Source organism: Streptomyces sp. PA03-1a, assembly GCF_033792805.1.
Classification (GTDB): domain Bacteria; phylum Actinomycetota; class Actinomycetes; order Streptomycetales; family Streptomycetaceae; genus Actinacidiphila.
Genome location: NZ_JARAVO010000213.1, coordinates 1 through 17,011, shown reverse-complemented (window position 1 = coordinate 17,011; position 17,011 = coordinate 1). Strand labels below are relative to the sequence as shown.

14 protein-coding genes are annotated in these 17,011 nt (G+C 72.7%); all 14 read right to left on the bottom strand.

Annotation, left to right across the window (positions count from 1 at the left end):
* Nucleotides 1–97: 97 nt before the first annotated feature.
* Nucleotides 98–601 (bottom strand): GNAT family N-acetyltransferase, encoded by a 504-nt coding sequence (locus PV341_RS35025; RefSeq protein ID WP_500359939.1) that lies wholly within the window; start codon nucleotides 599–601, stop codon nucleotides 98–100.
* 552 nt (nucleotides 602–1,153) lie between these two features.
* Complete coding sequence (locus PV341_RS35020) at nucleotides 1,154–3,301, bottom strand: primosomal protein N' (protein ID WP_500324406.1); 2,148 nt, start codon at nucleotides 3,299–3,301, stop codon at nucleotides 1,154–1,156.
* Between the two features lie 133 nt (nucleotides 3,302–3,434).
* Entirely contained in the window at nucleotides 3,435–4,643 is a 1,209-nt protein-coding gene (gene metK / locus PV341_RS35015) for a methionine adenosyltransferase (protein WP_500324407.1), read from the bottom strand.
* A 200-nt stretch (nucleotides 4,644–4,843) separates the two neighbouring features.
* Nucleotides 4,844–6,055: a bifunctional phosphopantothenoylcysteine decarboxylase/phosphopantothenate--cysteine ligase CoaBC gene (gene coaBC, locus PV341_RS35010; RefSeq protein ID WP_500324408.1), complete on the bottom strand. Its 1,212-nt coding sequence runs from the start codon at nucleotides 6,053–6,055 to the stop codon at nucleotides 4,844–4,846.
* A 103-nt stretch (nucleotides 6,056–6,158) separates the two neighbouring features.
* The gene (gene rpoZ / locus PV341_RS35005; protein ID WP_030610454.1) at nucleotides 6,159–6,431 is read right to left on the bottom strand and encodes a DNA-directed RNA polymerase subunit omega; all 273 of its coding nucleotides are present in this window, start codon (nucleotides 6,429–6,431) and stop codon (nucleotides 6,159–6,161) included.
* A 29-nt stretch (nucleotides 6,432–6,460) separates the two neighbouring features.
* Nucleotides 6,461–7,018: a guanylate kinase gene (gmk, locus tag PV341_RS35000; protein ID WP_499510764.1), complete on the bottom strand. Its 558-nt coding sequence runs from the start codon at nucleotides 7,016–7,018 to the stop codon at nucleotides 6,461–6,463.
* Nucleotides 7,019–7,056: 38 nt separating this feature from the next.
* On the bottom strand, nucleotides 7,057–7,380 hold the full coding sequence (locus PV341_RS34995; protein WP_018564176.1) for an integration host factor: 324 nt from the start codon (nucleotides 7,378–7,380) through the stop codon (nucleotides 7,057–7,059).
* A 224-nt stretch (nucleotides 7,381–7,604) separates the two neighbouring features.
* Complete coding sequence (gene pyrF, locus PV341_RS34990) at nucleotides 7,605–8,438, bottom strand: orotidine-5'-phosphate decarboxylase (RefSeq protein ID WP_500359938.1); 834 nt, start codon at nucleotides 8,436–8,438, stop codon at nucleotides 7,605–7,607.
* On the bottom strand, nucleotides 8,435–9,550 hold the full coding sequence (locus tag PV341_RS34985; RefSeq protein WP_500324410.1) for a quinone-dependent dihydroorotate dehydrogenase: 1,116 nt from the start codon (nucleotides 9,548–9,550) through the stop codon (nucleotides 8,435–8,437). The genes pyrF and PV341_RS34985 overlap by 4 nt, the downstream gene beginning before the upstream one ends.
* Nucleotides 9,551–9,659: 109 nt before the next feature.
* The gene (gene carB, locus PV341_RS34980; protein WP_500359937.1) at nucleotides 9,660–12,971 is read right to left on the bottom strand and encodes a carbamoyl-phosphate synthase large subunit; all 3,312 of its coding nucleotides are present in this window, start codon (nucleotides 12,969–12,971) and stop codon (nucleotides 9,660–9,662) included.
* Nucleotides 12,964–14,103, bottom strand: coding sequence for a glutamine-hydrolyzing carbamoyl-phosphate synthase small subunit (carA, locus tag PV341_RS34975; RefSeq protein WP_500324412.1), 1,140 nt, complete (start codon nucleotides 14,101–14,103; stop codon nucleotides 12,964–12,966). The genes carB and carA overlap by 8 nt, the downstream gene beginning before the upstream one ends.
* Complete coding sequence (locus tag PV341_RS34970) at nucleotides 14,100–14,663, bottom strand: PH-like domain-containing protein (RefSeq protein WP_500324413.1); 564 nt, start codon at nucleotides 14,661–14,663, stop codon at nucleotides 14,100–14,102. The genes carA and PV341_RS34970 overlap by 4 nt, the downstream gene beginning before the upstream one ends.
* Entirely contained in the window at nucleotides 14,660–15,958 is a 1,299-nt protein-coding gene (locus tag PV341_RS34965; RefSeq protein WP_500324414.1) for a dihydroorotase, read from the bottom strand. The genes PV341_RS34970 and PV341_RS34965 overlap by 4 nt, the downstream gene beginning before the upstream one ends.
* Nucleotides 15,955–16,938 (bottom strand): aspartate carbamoyltransferase catalytic subunit, encoded by a 984-nt coding sequence (locus tag PV341_RS34960; protein WP_499510771.1) that lies wholly within the window; start codon nucleotides 16,936–16,938, stop codon nucleotides 15,955–15,957. The genes PV341_RS34965 and PV341_RS34960 overlap by 4 nt, the downstream gene beginning before the upstream one ends.
* Nucleotides 16,939–17,011: the final 73 nt, after the last annotated feature.

The following is a 17,011-nucleotide window of genomic DNA, read 5'->3' as shown; positions in this document are numbered from 1 at the left end:
GTCCGTACCCGTACGCGCCCGTACGCGCCCGCCACGCCGACAGGACGGCCGCCGGGGCGGGCGCGTACGGGCGCGTACGGGTACGGACGCACCGCGGTCAGGGCCGCCGGTGCTCCGCCGGCAGCCGGGCCGGATCCAGCTCCAGCTCCCCCACGGTCTGGCCACCGCTGGACTCCCCTGTGGGCCGGAAGCCGAGCCCCAGGTAGAAACGTTCCGGGCCGTCCTCGCCGGGATGCCAGGTGGTGGTGACCCGGGTGCCGCCCCGGCGCAGGATCTCCGCCGCCACGGACTCGACGGCGAACCTGCCGTAGCCACGGCCCTGTTCGCCCGCAGCGACGGCGAGGCGCCACAGACCGGAGCGGAGGTCGGTGCCGGTTCCGTCGGCCGCGAAGTCGATGTCGAAGAAGGCCATCAGGAAACCGACGATCCGGTCGCCGTCGACGATCAGCCGGGGCCAGGCCGTCTCCCCGTACGCGTACGCCTCCGCGAGGGACTTCACGACCGGCGCGACCAGGTGTTCCTGGCCGGGGCGGACCTTCAGGGCGATCGCGGCGCCGACGTTGTCGGGGGTGATCTTCTCCAGACGGAGCGTGCTGGTCATGCCCGGAACCCTAGGACGGTGCGTCAAGCGCATTTCCCCGGCCACAGCCACCCCGCGGCGCTCCCTCAGGACGGGGGCGCCACCCGGGCCGGGCCTCCGCGTACGGCCAACGCGGCCGCCAAGGCGGCGCCATCGCCGGCCGGAACAGCGTGCACTCCCCAGGCCCACGCGATGGGTGCCCCTCGAACAGCAGGACCGCCCGGCGCCGGTGATCGGCTCTCTCCGCCCGCACCCACCGCCGGGTCCCCACCCGGGTCCGGCCGGCAGCGGCTGATGCGAGCGCCCCCGCGGAGTGCAACGCCCGCCAGGGCGGCGCCACTACAGGGCGGCGGCACCCGCTCCACCCGGCCGCCTCACACAACCGGGGCTCACCCAGGTCATGCTCCCCGCGCGCGATCCGGGGCGGTCCGCGCGGACTCGACGCGACGCCATCGGCCGGAGACACCCCGCGGCACCGACCCGACGAGGACGCACTCTCCACCGGCCGACTCCCGCCACGGGCGCCACGCGGGGCGGGCTCCCCACGCGGACGGCGACGCGGCGCCCGGGGCGCTAGCCGATGTCGGGCGGGTCGATGCGGACCCGGACCGGGTCGGGCTCCTTGCGGGCGATGCGGGCGGTCTGCGCGGACTTCAGCGCGGCGGCCAGGGCGGAGCCCTTGCCCGGCGGCACGCGCAGCAGCACGCGCTCCCAGCGCTCTCCGGGTGGGGTGTCCCCGGAACGACGGGGCCGCGCGGGATCGGTGATCGGCAGCGGCACCGGGCCGAGCACGTCGGTGCCCTCCGGGAGCCGGACCGTGGCCAGCAGGTCGGCGACGGCGGCTGGACGGCCGCTGACGGCGGCCATCCGGGAGACCGGGGGGAAGCCCAGCTCGGCGCGTTCGGCCAGCTCGCGCACCGCGTGGCCGACCGGGTCCCAGCGGACGAGGGCCTGCACGGGACGCAGCGTGGGCTCCCCGATGACGACCACCGTGCCGCCCTCGCCGGCCGGGCGCACCAACGCCGCCGCGGCCGCCCAGCGGCGCAGGGTCTCCTCCCCCGCCCGCAGGTCCGGGCGGTTGAGCAGCGCCCAGCCGTCCAGCAGCAGCGCCGCGGCGTAGCCGCCCTCCGCGACCGGTTCGGCGCCCGGGGTCGAGATCACCAGCGAGGGCGTGCCCGGCACCGAGGCCAGTACGCCGTCCCGCCCGGAGGTCCGCACCGGCACCTTGGGGAAGGACCGGCCGAGCTCGTCGGCGGTGCGCCGGGCACCGACCACCTGCGCGCGCAGCCGGAAGCCGCCGCACTCCTTGCAGTGCCAGGCCGCCTCGGGCCGCCCGCACCAGCCGCAGTGCGGCGCGCTCTCCCCGTCGCCGAGCTGCAGCGGTCCCGCGCAGTGCGCGCACCGGGCGGGCTCGCGGCAGCGCTCGCAGGCCAGCCGCGGTACGTAGCCCCGCCGGGGCACCTGCACCAGCACCGGGCCGCGCTGCAGCGCGTCCCGGGTCACCTGCCACGCCACCGACGGCAGCCGCGCCGCGCGCGCCGCGGCGTCCCGCGCCTCGTCGCCCTCGCCGACGGTACGGACCAGGGGCGCGGCGGCCCGGACCCGCTCGCGCGGTGCGGTCAGCGGCAGCGCCCACTGGGTGTCGACCAACTGCGCGCCCTCCACGGTGCAGGTGAGGCCGCCGAGCAGGAAGCCCGCCCGCTCCTCCGCGGCCCGCAGCAGCAGGACGTCCCGGGCGTGCGGCTGCGGTGCGTGCTGCTCGGCGTGGCTGGAGTCGCCGTCGTCCCAGAGCACGGCCAGCCCCAGCTCCGCCACGGGCGCGAACATCGCGGCCCGGGTGCCGACGACGGCGCGTACGCTGCCCCGGCTCACCGCCAGCCAGCGGCGGTACCGCTCCTCCGGCCCGGCGTCGGCGGTCAGCAGCACATGGCGGCCCTCGCCGACGATCGCGGTCAGCGCCTCGTCGACGCGGGCGGCCGCGCGGCCGTCCGGTACGACGGCGAGCGCCCCGCGTCCCGAGGCGAGCGTCGCCGCCATGGCGCGGGCGATCTCCTCGGGCCAGTGGGGCCCGGGCAGCGCCGTCCACACCGCCCGCGGGGTGTCGCCGCGGGCCAGCGCCTGCAGGAACGCCGGCCCGGTCGGGTAGCGCCGCCACGGCCCGGGCTCGGGCGCGCCGGGAACGGGCAGTGGCTCCCGTACCGGCTCCGCCTCGACCTTGGCCCGGCGCGGTGGCACCGCGAGCTGCACGATGTCGGCGAGGGCGCCCGCGTAGCGGTCGGCGACGGCCCGGCACAGCCGCAGCAGCCCGGGGGTCAGCACCTCCTCGGGGGACAGGACCTGGGCGAGCGGGGCGAGGGGGCCGCGGTAGTCGCTCTCGGTGAGGCGGTCCACGATGAAGCCGTCGTGCAGCTCCCCGCCCTCGCGGCGGCCGCCCTTGCCCACGCGGCCGCCGAAGCGCACCCGGACGCGCACGCCGGGCCGCGCCTCGGCGTCCATCGCGGCGGGCACCGCGTAGTCGAAGTACTGGTCGAGGTGGAGCAGGCCCTTGTCGACCAGGACGCGGGCCACCGGCAGCCCCTCGGCCAGCGCCGCGCCCCGCCAGGTCCGCGGCTTGGCGCGGGGCTCCTTGGCCTTGCGCACGGTCTCCCGGATGAGGGCGAGCTGCTCTCCCCCGTGCGGCTCCGCCGCCGGGGACACCTGCCGGTCGTCCTCGCTGCTCACAGCCTCAGTGTTACCAGACGCGTCGGACACCGGACGCCGCCGGAGGTGTCCCCGCGCACGCCGACGGCCCCGGACCGCTGGGGTCCGGGGCCGTCGTCAGGCCGTGGGGCGGGCGCGCCCCCGACGGTAGGGCCTAGAAGCCGGCCGCCTGGCGCAGCGCCTCGACGCGGTCGGTGCGCTCCCAGGTGAAGTCCGGCAGCTCGCGGCCGAAGTGGCCGTACGCCGCGGTCTGGGAGTAGATCGGGCGCAGCAGGTCGAGGTCGCGGATGATCGCGGCCGGGCGGAGGTCGAAGACCTGGCCGATGGCCTGCTCGATCTTCTCGTGGTCCACGGTGTGGGTGCCGAAGGTCTCCACGAACAGGCCGACGGGCTCGGCCTTGCCGATCGCGTAGGCGACCTGGACCTCGCAGCGCGAGGCGAGGCCCGCGGCGACGACGTTCTTGGCGACCCAGCGCATGGCGTAGGCGGCGGAGCGGTCGACCTTGGACGGGTCCTTGCCGGAGAAGGCGCCGCCGCCGTGGCGGGCCATGCCGCCGTAGGTGTCGATGATGATCTTGCGGCCGGTGAGGCCGGCGTCGCCCATCGGGCCGCCGATCTCGAAGCGCCCGGTGGGGTTGACCAGCAGCCGGTACCCGTCGGTGTCGATCTTGATGCCGTCGTCGAGCAGCGCCTTCAGCTCCGGCTCCACGACGAACTCGCGGATGTCGGGCGCGAGCAGCGACTCGAGGTCGATGTCGCTGGCGTGCTGCGAGGAGACCACCACGGTGTCGAGGCGCACGGCCTTGTCGCCGTTGTACTCGATGGTGACCTGGGTCTTGCCGTCCGGGCGCAGGTAGGGGATGGTCCCGTTCTTGCGGACCTCGGACAGCCGCCGGGAGAGCCGGTGCGCCAGCGTGATCGGGAGCGGCATCAGCTCGGGGGTCTCGTCGCAGGCGTAGCCGAACATCAGGCCCTGGTCGCCCGCACCCTGCTTGTCGAGCTCGTCGTCATCGCCCTCGACCCGGCTCTCGTACGCCGTGTCGACGCCCTGCGCGATATCCGGGGACTGCGCACCGATGGAGACCGAGACACCGCAGGAGGCGCCGTCGAAGCCCTTCTTCGACGAGTCGTAGCCGATCTCGAGGATCTTGTTCCGCACCAGGGTCGCGATGTCCGCGTATCCCTTGGTGGTGACCTCTCCGGCGACGTGCACCAGACCGGTGGTGATCAGCGTCTCGACGGCGACGCGCGAGGAGGGGTCCTCCTTGAGCAGCGCGTCGAGGATCGTGTCGCTGATCTGGTCAGCGATCTTGTCGGGGTGACCCTCGGTCACGGACTCCGAGGTGAACAGGCGGCGGGACACATCGCTCCCTGGGGTTGCAGCGGCTGCTGGCTGATCATTGGCGGCTCGCGCAGGGCTGCGCCTGGCGGGCCATGGGTCAGTTTATCTGTCGACCATGCGCAGGGACACGGCATCTCGCACCTTGGATATGCCGTGACCTGCGACACTGTGCATCACCTCGGGACGGAACGCCAGTAGGGGACACGTACCGCCCCGAAGTGTCATCGAGGCAGGCGGGCGGCGACCAGGTCCCAGACCTGCTCGGCCAGCGCCTCCTTGGGCCCGTACGGCACGGCGGTCTCGCTGCCGTCGGCGCCGAGCACGACGGCCTCGTTCTCCTCGGAGCCGAAGGCCTTGTGGTCCCCCACCTCGTTGACGACCAGCAGGTCACAGCCCTTGCGGGCGAGCTTGGCGCGACCGTTGGCGAGGACGTCGTCGGTCTCGGCGGCGAAGCCGACGACGATCTGGGCGGGGTGCGGCCGTTCGGCTGAAAGCTCGGCGAGCACGTCGGGGTTGCGCACCAGTTCCACGGGTGCGGGCTCCTCGCCGTCCTTCTTCTTGATCTTGCCCTCGGCGTAGCGCGCCGGGCGGAAGTCGGCGACGGCGGCCGCCATCACGACCACGTCGGCGTCGGACGCGGCCTTCAGCACGGCCTCGCGCAGCTGCACCGCCGTGCCCACGCGCACCACGTCCGCCCCCGCCGGGTCGGCGAGGCCGGTGTTGGCTGAGACCAGGGTGACCCTGGCGCCCCGGGCCAGGGCCGTGCGGGCGAGCGCGTAACCCTGCTTGCCCGACGAGCGGTTGCCCAGGTAGCGGACGGGGTCGAGGGGCTCGCGGGTGCCGCCGGCGCTGATGACGACGTGGCGTCCGGCCAGGTCGGTCTCCAGCGCCCGGGGGCCGCGCAGCAGCACGCGGCGGCAGGCCTCGAAGATCTCGGCGGGCTCGGGCAGCCGGCCCTTGCCGGTGTCGACGCCGGTGAGGCGGCCGACCGCGGGCTCGAGGACGATGGAGCCGCGGCGGCGCAGCGTCGCCACGTTCTCCTGGGTGGCGGCGTGCTCCCACATCTCGGTGTGCATGGCGGGCACGAACACCACGGGACAGCGCGCGGTGAGCAGGGTGTTGGTGAGCAGGTCGTCGGCGAGCCCGTGGGCGGCCTTGGCGAGCACGTCGGCGGTGGCGGGGGCGACCACGACGAGGTCCGCGCCCTGTCCGATGCGCACGTGCGGCACCTCGTGGACGCTCTCCCACACCTCGGTCGAGACGGGGTTGCCCGACAGTGCCGACCAGGTGGCCTCTCCGACGAAGTGCAGCGCCGAGGCCGTGGGCACGACGCGCACGTCGTGGCCCGACTCGGTGAACCGGCGCAGCAGCTCGCACGCCTTGTAGGCGGCGATCCCGCCGCTCACACCCAGGACGACCTGTGGCTTCCCCATCGACCTCTCCCGCGCTGTGTTGGACCGTGGTGCGTACCACCCATGACACACCACGGGCCCGGCGGTCGTGCCGCCGGGCCCGTGGTGAAACACCTGGGCGCGGTTACTGAGCGGGGCCCTCGACGGCCTCGGAGGTCAGCAGACCCGCGTTGATCTCGCGCAGCGCGATCGACAGCGGCTTCTCGTGCACGTGGGTGTCCACGAGCGGACCGACGTACTCGAGCAGGCCCTCGCCGAGCTGCGAGTAGTAGGCGTTGATCTGACGGGCACGCTTGGCCGCGTAGATCACGAGGCTGTACTTCGAGTCGGTTGCCTCGAGCAGCTCGTCGATCGGCGGGTTGATGATGCCCTCGGGCGTGGTGATGGAAGAGGACACGCTCTACCTTCCGATTGGGTGCAAAAAGATCAGACTACAGCCATCAAGGCTAGCAGCTCGCGCGCGACGTCCTCGACGGAGGTGTTCACCAGGGTGGTGTCGAACTCCGGCTCGGCCGCCAGCTCGACCCGCGCGGCCTCCAGCCGGCGCTCGATGACCTCGGGAGCCTCGGTGCCCCGGCCGGTGAGCCGGCGGACCAGCTCGTCCCAGCTCGGAGGCGCGAGGAAGACCAGCTGCGCCTCGGGCATCGACTCCCGGACCTGGCGGGCGCCCTGCAGGTCGATCTCCAGCAGGACCGGCTCGCCGGCCTCCAGGCGCTCCAGCACCGCCTGGCGCGGTGTGCCGTACCGGTTCCCCGCGAACTCGGCCCACTCCAGCAGTTCGCCGTTGGCGACGAGCTTGTCGAACTCGTCGTTCTCGACGAAGTAGTAGTGCACCCCGTGCTCCTCACCGGGGCGGGGCTTGCGGGTGGTGGCCGAGACGGAGAGCCACACCTCGGGGTGGACTGTGCGCATATGAGCGACGACCGTGCTCTTGCCGACCCCCGAGGGGCCGGAGAGCACGGTCAGCCGCGGACGTTCACTCATGGAGCGATTATCCCGGTTCCCGGAGGGTGCTGGGAACGTCAGGCAGCGGGGCTGCCGAACTCGCGCTCCAGGGATGCGATCTGGTTGGAGCCGAGCCCACGGACCCGGCGGCTCTCGGAGATGCCGAGCCGCTCCATGATCTGCTTGGCGCGGACCTTGCCCACGCCGGGCAGGGACTCCAGGAGGGCGGAGACCTTCATCTTGCCGATGACGTCGTTCTCCTGGCCCTGCTTGATGACCTCGTGCAGCGAGGCGCCGGAGTGCTTGAGCCGATTCTTGACCTCGGCGCGCTCCCGGCGAGCCGCGGCGGCCTTCTCGAGCGCGGCAGCGCGCTGTTCAGGGGTAAGGGGCGGAAGAGCCACGCCTACGTCACCTCGGAAGTAGAACTGTCGGATACGGACCGGTGTGGAACCTAGTCGCCCCCCACCTGCAGGGGCAACGTGAAACGCGCAGCTTGCGCGCTCTCGACGGAGACTAGCGGCCCCAGCGGCGTCAGTCAGCGCAAACAAGAAGAAAAGTCCTGGTCAGCGTCAACCGACCAGGACTTTTCGGACAAATCTGCGCAGGTTTCCGGACGTCTTGACCGCTACTTGACGACTTCGGCGAGCTGTGCGGCCTCGCGTTCCGCCGCTTCGCGCAGTGCGGAGACCGACGGTCCGAGCTTCAGCACGCCGCGGCTGACGCTCGGCACGACGTTGCGCACGGCCTCCCCGAAGACCCGCGGAAGGTCGGCCGCCGTCGCGCCCTGGGCCCCGATGCCGGGGGCGAGCAGCGGTCCGTTCACGGCGAGGTCCACACCCGCCCGGTCGAGCGTCGCGCCGACGACCGCACCGACCGATCCGAGCGGCAGGTCGCCCTCGTTCTCCGCCGCGATGTGGTTCAGCATCACCTGCGCGAGGGACGCGCCGCTCGCCGTGGTTGACCGCTGCACCTCCGCGCCCTCCGGATTGGAGGTCAGGGCGAGCACGAAGACGCCGCTGCCGCTCGCCCGGGCGGCGTCCAGGGCGGGGCGCAGCGAGCCGAACCCCAGGTACGGGCTGACGGTGACCGCGTCCGAGAACAGCGACGAGGCGGGGTCGAGGTAGGTGGCCGCGTACGCGGCCATGGTGGAGCCGATGTCGCCGCGCTTGGCGTCCATCAGCACCAGGGCACCGGCCGCGCGGGCCTCGGCGACGGCCGTCTCCAGGACGGCGATGCCGCGCGAGCCGAAGCGCTCGAAGAAGGCGCTCTGCGGCTTGAGGACGGCGACCCGGTCGGCCAGCGCCTCCACCACGGTGCGGGTGAAGCGCTCCAGTCCGGCGACGTCGTCCTGCAGGCCCCAGTCGGAGAGCAGGGAGGAGTGCGGGTCGATGCCGACGCAGAGCGGTCCACGGGTGTCCATGGCGCGGCGCAACCGGGCGCCGAAGGGCTCGGGGTTCATCGCGGGGTGGCTTCCTTCCGGGTCTCGGCGCCGACGGCGTCGGCGAGGGTGGCGTACGGGCTGGCCTGCAGCAGTCCGGCCAGGTCCCGGTGGATCGTGCGGCACCAGAAGGGGCCTCGGTAGACGAAGGCGCTGTAGCCCTGCACGAGGGTGGCGCCGGCCAGGATGCGCTGCCAGACGTCCTCCGCGCTCTCGACCCCGCCCACGCCGACGAGGGTGATGCGGTCGCCGACGCGGGCGTACAGGCGGCGCAGCACCTCCAGGGAGCGTTCCTTGAGCGGGGCGCCGGACAGTCCGCCGGTCTCCTTGACCAGTGAGGCGTCCGAGCGCAGGCCGAGGCCGTCGCGGGCGATGGTGGTGTTGGTGGCGATGATGCCGTCCAGGCCGAGCTCGAGGGCCAGGTCGGCGACGGCGTCCACGTCCTCGTCGGCGAGGTCCGGGGCGATCTTGACCAGCAGGGGGACGCGGCGATCGGTCACGGTGCGGTCGGCGGCCTCGCGGACGGCGCTGAGCAGCGGCCGGAGGTGGTCGACGGCCTGCAGGTTCCTCAGTCCGGGGGTGTTGGGCGAGGAGACGTTGACGACGAGGTAGTCCGCGTGCCGGGCGAGCCGCTCGGTGGAGGTGACGTAGTCGGCGACCGCCTCCTGCTCCGGGACGACCTTGGTCTTGCCGATGTTGACGCCGACCGTGGTCGGGAAGACCGCCCTGCGGGCGGCCAGGCGCGCGGCGACGGCGGCGGAGCCCTCGTTGTTGAAGCCCATGCGGTTGATCAGGGCGCGGTCGGCGACCAGGCGGAACAGCCGCTGCCTGGGGTTGCCCGGCTGCGGCTGGGCGGTGACGGTGCCGATCTCGACGTGGTCGAAGCCGAGCATGGTGAGCCCGTCGATGCCGACGGCGTTCTTGTCGAAGCCGGCCGCCAGCCCGAAGGGGCCGTGCATCCGGCGGCCCAGCGCCTCGGTGCGCAGTGCGGGGTGTCGCGGCGCGAGCAGGGCGGCGGCCAAGGTGCGCACACCGGGGATCCGGGCGGCGAGCCGGATCCAACCGAAGGCGAGGTGGTGGGCCTGTTCGGGGTCGAGGCGCTTGAAGAACAGGTTGAACAGCAGGGAGTACATGCGAAGCCTTCCACGGCGGGCTGGGGGTCCCCCCGTGCCGCGGGCCACGGGGGCAGGGCGCGGGGGCTCGTGGAGAGGGGGACACCGGACCGGTGTCCCCCTCCCGGGCCTACGCCTCGCGGGCGGCGGTCAGGTGTTCCGCGTGTTCCTGCAGGGAGCGGACCCCGACGTCGCCCCGGTTGAGCGCGTCGACGCCCTGGACGGCGGCGGCGAGCGCCTGCACCGTCGTCAGGCACGGGACGCCGCGGGCGACGGCCGCGGTGCGGATGTCGTAGCCGTCGAGGCGGCCGCCGGTGCCGAACGGGGTGTTGACGATGAGGTCGATGGCGCCCTCGTGGATGAGCTCGATGATGGTCGGCTCGCCGTTGGGGCCGGTGCCCTCGCTCTTCTTGCGCACCACGGTGGCCTCGATGCCGTTGCGCTTGAGTACCTCGGCGGTGCCGGAGGTGGCCAGCAGCTCGAAGCCGTGCTCGACCAGCGCCCGGGCCGGGAAGATCAGCGCGCGCTTGTCGCGGTTGGCGACCGAGACGAAGGCGCGGCCCTTGGTCGGCAGCGCACCGTAGGCGGCGGCCTGCGACTTTGCGTACGCCGTGCCGAATACCGAGTCGATGCCCATGACCTCGCCGGTGGAGCGCATCTCCGGGCCGAGGATGGTGTCGACGCCCCGGCCGTGCACGTCGCGGAAGCGGCTCCAGGGCAGCACGGCCTCCTTGACGGAGATCGGCGCGTCCAGCGGCAGGGTGCCGCCGTCGCCGTGGGCCGGGAGAAGTCCCTCGGTGCGCAGCTCGGCGATGGTGGCGCCGAGCGAGATGCGGGCGGCCGCCTTGGCCAGCGGGACCGCCGTCGCCTTGGAGGTGAAGGGCACGGTGCGGGAGGCGCGCGGGTTGGCCTCCAGCACGTAGAGGATGTCCCCGGCCAGGGCGAACTGGATGTTGATCAGGCCCTGGACGCCGACGCCCTTGGCGATGGCCTCGGTGGAGGCGCGCAGCCGCTTGACGTCGTGCCCGCCGAGGGTGATCGGGGGCAGGGCGCACGCGGAGTCGCCGGAGTGGATGCCGGCCTCCTCGATGTGCTCCATGACGCCGCCGAGGTAGAGCTCGTGGCCGTCGTAGAGCGCGTCGACGTCGATCTCGATGGCGTCGTCGAGGAAGCGGTCGACCAGCACGGGGCGGTCCGGGCCGATCTCGGTGGACTCGGCGATGTAGGAGGCGAGGCGGGTCTCGTCGTAGACGATCTCCATGCCGCGGCCGCCGAGCACGTACGAGGGCCGCACCAGGACCGGGTAGCCGATCTCGTCGGCGATGGCCTTGGCCTTCTCGAAGGTGGTGGCGGTGCCGTGCTTGGGGGCGGGCAGGCCCGCCCGGTCCAGGACGCGGCCGAAGGCGCCGCGGTCCTCGGCGAGGTGGATGGCCTCGGGCGAGGTGCCGACGACCGGCACGCCGTTGTCCTTCAGGGCCTGGGCCAGGCCGAGCGGGGTCTGGCCGCCGAGCTGGACGATGACGCCGGCGACGGGGCCGGCCTGCTGCTCGGCGTGGACGATCTCCAGGACGTCCTCCAGGGTGAGCGGCTCGAAGTAGAGCCGGTCGGAGGTGTCGTAGTCGGTGGAGACGGTCTCGGGGTTGCAGTTGACCATGACGGTCTCGTAGCCCGCGTCGCTCAGCGCGAAGGAGGCGTGGACGCACGAGTAGTCGAACTCGATGCCCTGGCCGATGCGGTTGGGACCGGACCCCAGAATGATCACCGCGGGCTTCTCGCGCGGCGCGACCTCGCTCTCCTCGTCGTAGGACGAGTAGAAGTACGGGGTGCGGGCGGCGAACTCGGCGGCGCAGGTGTCGACCGTCTTGTAGACCGGCCGGACGCCCAGCGCGTGCCGGACCTCGCGGACGACGTCCTCGCGCAGGCCGCGGACCGCGGCGAGCTGGGCGTCGGAGAAGCCATACCGCTTGGCCTCGGCGAGCAGCTCGGGGTCGAGCTTGTCGGCGGCCGCGAGCTCGTCGGCGATCTCCTTGATCAGGAAGAGCTGGTCCACGAACCAGGGGTCGATCTTCGTGGCGTCGAAGACCTCCTGCGGGGTGGCGCCGGCCCGGATCGCCTGCATGACGGTGTTGATCCGGCCGTCGGTGGGGCGCCGGGCGGCGAGCAGCAACTCGCCCTTGTCGCCCGGGTCGCCGGTGAAGGCGAACTGGCTGCCCTTCTTCTCCAGGGAGCGCAGTGCCTTCTGCAGCGCCTCGGGGAAGTTGCGGCCGATGGCCATGGCCTCGCCGACCGACTTCATGGTGGTGGTGAGGGTGGCGTCGGCGGCGGGGAACTTCTCGAAGGCGAAGCGCGGCACCTTGACGACGACGTAGTCGAGCGTCGGCTCGAAGGAGGCCGGGGTCTGCTCGGTGATGTCGTTGGGGATCTCGTCGAGGGTGTAGCCGACGGCGAGCTTGGCGGCGATCTTGGCGATCGGGAAGCCGGTCGCCTTGGAGGCGAGCGCCGAGGAGCGGGAGACCCGCGGGTTCATCTCGATCACGATGACCCGGCCGTCCTCGGGGTTGACGGCGAACTGGATGTTGCAGCCGCCGGTGTCGACGCCGACCTCGCGGATGACGGCGATGCCGACGTCACGCAGGATCTGGTACTCGCGGTCGGTCAGCGTCATCGCGGGCGCGACGGTGATGGAGTCACCGGTGTGCACGCCCATGGGGTCGAAGTTCTCGATGGAGCAGACGACCACGACGTTGTCGTGCTTGTCGCGCATCAGCTCCAGCTCGTACTCCTTCCAGCCGAGGATGGACTCCTCGAGGAGCACCTCGGTGGTCGGGGAGAGCGTCAGGCCCTGGCCGGCGATGCGGCGCAGCTCCTCCTCGTCGTGGGCGAAGCCGGAGCCGGCGCCGCCCATGGTGAAGGAGGGGCGGACGACGACGGGGTAGCCGCCGAGGGTGTCGACGCCGGCGAGGACGTCGTCCATGGTGTGGCAGATGACCGAGCGGGCGGACTCGCCGTGGCCGATCTTGGCGCGGACGGCCTCGACGACGTCCTTGAACAGGTCGCGGTCCTCGCCCTTGTTGATGGCCTCGACGTTGGCGCCGATCAGCTCGACCCCGTACTTGTCGAGGACGCCCGCCTTGTGGAGCGAGATCGCGGTGTTGAGCGCGGTCTGGCCGCCCAGGGTGGGCAGGAGCGCGTCGGGGCGCTCCTTGGCGATGATCTTCTCGACGAACTCGGGGGTGATCGGCTCGACGTAGGTGGCGTCGGCGATCTCCGGGTCGGTCATGATCGTGGCCGGGTTGGAGTTGACCAGGATCACGCGCAGGCCCTCGGCGCGCAGGACGCGGCAGGCCTGGGTGCCGGAGTAGTCGAACTCGGCGGCCTGGCCGATGACGATCGGGCCGGAGCCGATGACCAGGACGGACTGGATATCGGTGCGCTTAGGCACGCTGGCCCTCCATGAGCTTCACGAAGCGGTCGAACAGGTACGCGGCGTCGTGCGGACCCGCGGCGGCCTCGGGGTGGTACTGGACGCTGAAGGCGGGGGTGTCGAGCAGCCGCAGGCCCTCGACCACGTCGTCGTTGAGGCACACGTGGGAGACCTCGACCCGCCCGTACGGGGTGTCGCTGACCTGGTCGAGCGGCGCGTCCACGGCGAAGCCGTGGTTGTGGGCGGTGACCTCGACCTTGCCGGTGGAACGGTCCTGCACCGGCTGGTTGATGCCGCGGTGGCCGTACTTCAGCTTGTAGGTGCCGAAGCCGACGGCGCGGCCGAGCAGCTGGTTGCCGAAGCAGATGCCGAACAGCGGGGTCCTGCGCTGCAGGACGCCCTGGATGACGGTCAGGTCGGCGGTGGCCGGGTCTCCGGGGCCGTTGGAGAGGAACACGCCGTCGGGGTTGACCGCGTAGACCTCGTCCAGGGTGGCGCCCGCGGGCAGCACGTGCACCTCGATGCCGCGTTCGGCCATGCGCTGCGGGGTCATCCCCTTGATGCCGAGGTCGATCGCGGCGACGGTGAACTTCTTCTCGCCGACCGCCGGGACGACGTACGGCTCCTTGGTGGCGACCTCGGCCGACAGGTCGGCGCCCTTCATCTGGGGGCTGGCCTGGACCGCGGCCAGGAGCGCGGCCTCGTCGGTCCGCGCCTTGTCGCCGGAGAAGATGCCGACGCGCATCGCGCCGCGCTCGCGCAGGTGCCGGGTCAGCGCCCGGGTGTCGATGCCGCTGATGCCGACGACGCCCTGACGGGTCAGCTCCTCGTCCAGGGTGCGACGGGAGCGCCAGTTGGACGGTACGCGGGCGGGGTCGCGGACGACGTAACCGGCCACCCAGATGCGGGAGGACTCCGGGTCCTCGTCGTTGACGCCGGTGTTGCCGACGTGCGGGGCGGTCATGACGACGACCTGGCGGTGGTACGACGGGTCGGTCAGGGTCTCCTGGTAGCCGGTCATGCCGGTGGAGAAGACGGCCTCGCCGAAGGTCTCCCCCACGGCCCCGTAGGCGCGGCCGCGGAAGGTGCGGCCGTCCTCCAGGACGAGTACGGCAGGGACCCTCGCGGGCCGCTGGGTGGAGGTCGTCATCGTGCGCCTTCCTGGTCGTGCGTGAGAGTGTTCAGGGCCTCGACCCACGCGGCGTGCTCGGCGGCGTGGTCCGAGCGGAAGCCGGAGTCGATCAGCCGGTCGCCGTGCGCCCAGGTGACCACCAGCAGGCCGCCCTCGGTGAGGACCTTTCCGGCGATGCCCTTGTCGAGGCGTGCGCCGCGCAGGTCCGCGGCCGGGACGAAGAAGCTCGGCGCGCCGGTGCGCCGGGCGTCCAGTCCCCGGTCGGTGAGGGTGAGCTCGACCCGGCTGCGCACGCCCAGCCCGTGGGCGACGATGCGGTCCAGCCACTGCCCGGCGGTGGTGCTGCCGTGGTAGCGGCCGCTCAGGGTGAGCCGGGGCTCGCCGGGCTCCTCGGGGGCGGTGGGCAGGGCGGGCAGGTCGCTCTGGAGGGTGCCGCGCCACTTCCAGCCCTGGCGCATCAGCCAGTAGACGAGGGCGATGAACAGCAGCAGCCCGACGACCCAGCCGATGCGGGCCGACCAGTCGGTGACCTCGGCGGAGTGCTTCCCCTCCGCCGCGATGAGTACCAGAGGTGTCACGAGAGCTTCCCGTCCATGACCGTCGCCTTGCCCCGCAGGAAGGTGGCGAACACCTGGCCCGGCAGCTCCAGACCCTCGTACGGGGTGTTGCGGCTGCGGGAGGCGAAGCCCGCGGGATTCACCACACCACGGTATGCCGGATCGACCAGGGTGAGGTTCGCGGGCTCACCAGCCGAGACGGGCCGTCCGTGGCCGGAGAGCCGGCCGATCTCCGCGGGACGGAACGACATCCGGTCGGCGACGCCGGCCCAGTCGAGCAGGCCCGTGTCCACCATGGCGTGCTGGACGACCGACAGCGCGGTCTCCAGGCCGATCATGCCCATGGCCGCCGCGCCCCACTCGCAGTCCTTGTCCTCGTGCGGGTGCGGGGCGTGGTCGGTGGCGACGCAGTCGATCGTGCCGTCGGCGAGCGCCTCGCGCAGCGCCATGACGTCGGCCTCGGTGCGCAGCGGCGGGTTGACCTTGTAGACCGGGTTGTAGGTGCGCACCAGCTCGTCGGTGAGGAGCAGGTGGTGCGGGGTGACCTCGGCGGTGACGTCCCAGCCCTTGGACTTGGCCCAGCGGACGATCTCGACCGAGCCGGCCGTGGACAGGTGGCAGATGTGCACGCGGGAGCCGACGTGCGCGGCGAGCAGCACGTCACGGGCGATGATCGACTCCTCGGCGACGGCGGGCCAGCCGGTCAGGCCCAGCTCGCCGGAGACGAGGCCCTCGTTCATCTGGGCGCCCTCGGTGAGCCGGGGCTCTTGGGCGTGCTGGGCGACGACGCCGTCGAAGGCCTTCACGTACTCCAGGGCGCGGCGCATCATCACGGCGTCGTCGACGCACTTGCCGTCGTCGGAGAAGACCCGCACACCGGCGGCGGAGTCGGCCATCGCGCCGAGCTCGGCGAGCTTCTTGCCCTCCAGGCCCACGGTGACGGCGCCGACCGGCTGGACGTCGCAGTAGCCGTGCTCGCGGCCAAGGCGCCAGACCTGCTCGACGACGCCGGCGGTGTCGGCGACGGGGAAGGTGTTGGCCATCGCGTGGACGGCGGTGTAGCCGCCCGCGGCGGCCGACCGCGTGCCGGTGAGGACGGTCTCGGAGTCCTCACGACCGGGTTCGCGCAGGTGCGTGTGGAGGTCGACCAGGCCCGGCAGGAGGACCTTGCCCTCGGCCTCGACCACCGTGGCCCCCTCGGGGGCGGTCAGGTCCGGGCCGACCTCGGCGATGGTCTCGCCGTCGATCAGGACGTCCTGCGGCTCTCCGCCGAGGATCCTCGCGCCGCGGATCAGCGTCTTCGGGGTCGCGCTCATGCTTGGTTGTTCTCCTCGGTGCGGGCGGGGGCGGGGGCGGAGACGGCGGGCTCGGCGCCGCCGAGCAGCAGGTACAGGACGGCCATGCGGATGCTGACGCCGTTCTTCACCTGCTCGACCGCGGTGCAGCGCGGCGAGTCGGCGACCTCGGCGGTGATCTCCATGCCGCGGTTCATCGGGCCGGGGTGCATGACGACGGCGTGCTCGGGCAGCGCGGCCATGCGCAGGCCGTCGAGGCCGTAGCGGCGGGAGTACTCGCGCTCGGTGGGGAAGAAGGCGGCGTTCATGCGTTCGCGCTGGACGCGCAGCATCATCACGGCGTCGGACTTGGCGAGCACCGCGTCCAGGTCGTAGGAGACCTCGCAGGGCCAGTTCTCGACGCCGATCGGCAGCAGGGTGGGCGGCGCCACCAGGGTGACCTCGGCGCCGAGCGTGCCCAGCAGCAGCACGTTGGAGCGGGCCACCCGGCTGTGCAGCACGTCGCCGACGATGGTGATGCGGCGTCCCGCCAGGTCGCGGCCGGGGCCGGACAGGTGGCGGCGCATGGTGAAGGCGTCGAGCAGGGCCTGCGTGGGGTGCTCGTGGGTGCCGTCGCCGGCGTTGACGACGCTGCCGCCGATCCAGTCGGAGTACGCCAGCCGGTGCGGGGCGCCGGACATGTGGTGGCGGATGACGACGGCGTCGGCGCCCATGGCCTCCAGGGTGAGGGCGGTGTCCTTCAGGGACTCGCCCTTGGACACCGAGGAGCCCTTGGCGGAGAAGTTGATCACGTCGGCCGACAGGCGCTTGGCGGCGGCCTCGAAGGAGATGCGGGTGCGGGTCGAGTCCTCGAAGAAGAGGTTGACGACCGTGCGGCCGCGCAGGGTCGGCAGTTTCTTGATGGGGCGGTCGGCGACGCGGGCCATCTCCTCCGCCGTGTCGAGCACGAGGAGGGCGTCGTCACGGGTGAGGTCGGCGGCCGAGATCAGGTGGCGCTTCATCGGGTCACTCCGGAGGATGCGTGCGGGGGCGGACTGGGTGGCGGCACGCCACGTCTCCCGGGCAGGCCGGGGC

Excerpts from the sequence above, each read along its gene's own strand:
- PV341_RS34985 (WP_500324410.1), bottom strand. The coding sequence starts at position 9,550 with ATGTACTCCCTGCTGTTCAACCTGTTCTTCAAGCGCCTCGACCCCGAA.
- pyrF (WP_500359938.1), bottom strand. The coding sequence starts at position 8,438 with ATGAACCCCGAGCCCTTCGGCGCCCGGTTGCGCCGCGCCATGGACACC.
- coaBC (WP_500324408.1), bottom strand. The coding sequence starts at position 6,055 with ATGGGGAAGCCACAGGTCGTCCTGGGTGTGAGCGGCGGGATCGCCGCC.
- PV341_RS34965 (WP_500324414.1), bottom strand. The coding sequence starts at position 15,958 with ATGAGCGCGACCCCGAAGACGCTGATCCGCGGCGCGAGGATCCTCGGC.
- PV341_RS35025 (WP_500359939.1), bottom strand. The coding sequence starts at position 601 with ATGACCAGCACGCTCCGTCTGGAGAAGATCACCCCCGACAACGTCGGC.
- carA (WP_500324412.1), bottom strand. The coding sequence starts at position 14,103 with ATGACGACCTCCACCCAGCGGCCCGCGAGGGTCCCTGCCGTACTCGTC.
- PV341_RS34960 (WP_499510771.1), bottom strand. The coding sequence starts at position 16,938 with ATGAAGCGCCACCTGATCTCGGCCGCCGACCTCACCCGTGACGACGCC.
- gmk (WP_499510764.1), bottom strand. The coding sequence starts at position 7,018 with ATGAGTGAACGTCCGCGGCTGACCGTGCTCTCCGGCCCCTCGGGGGTC.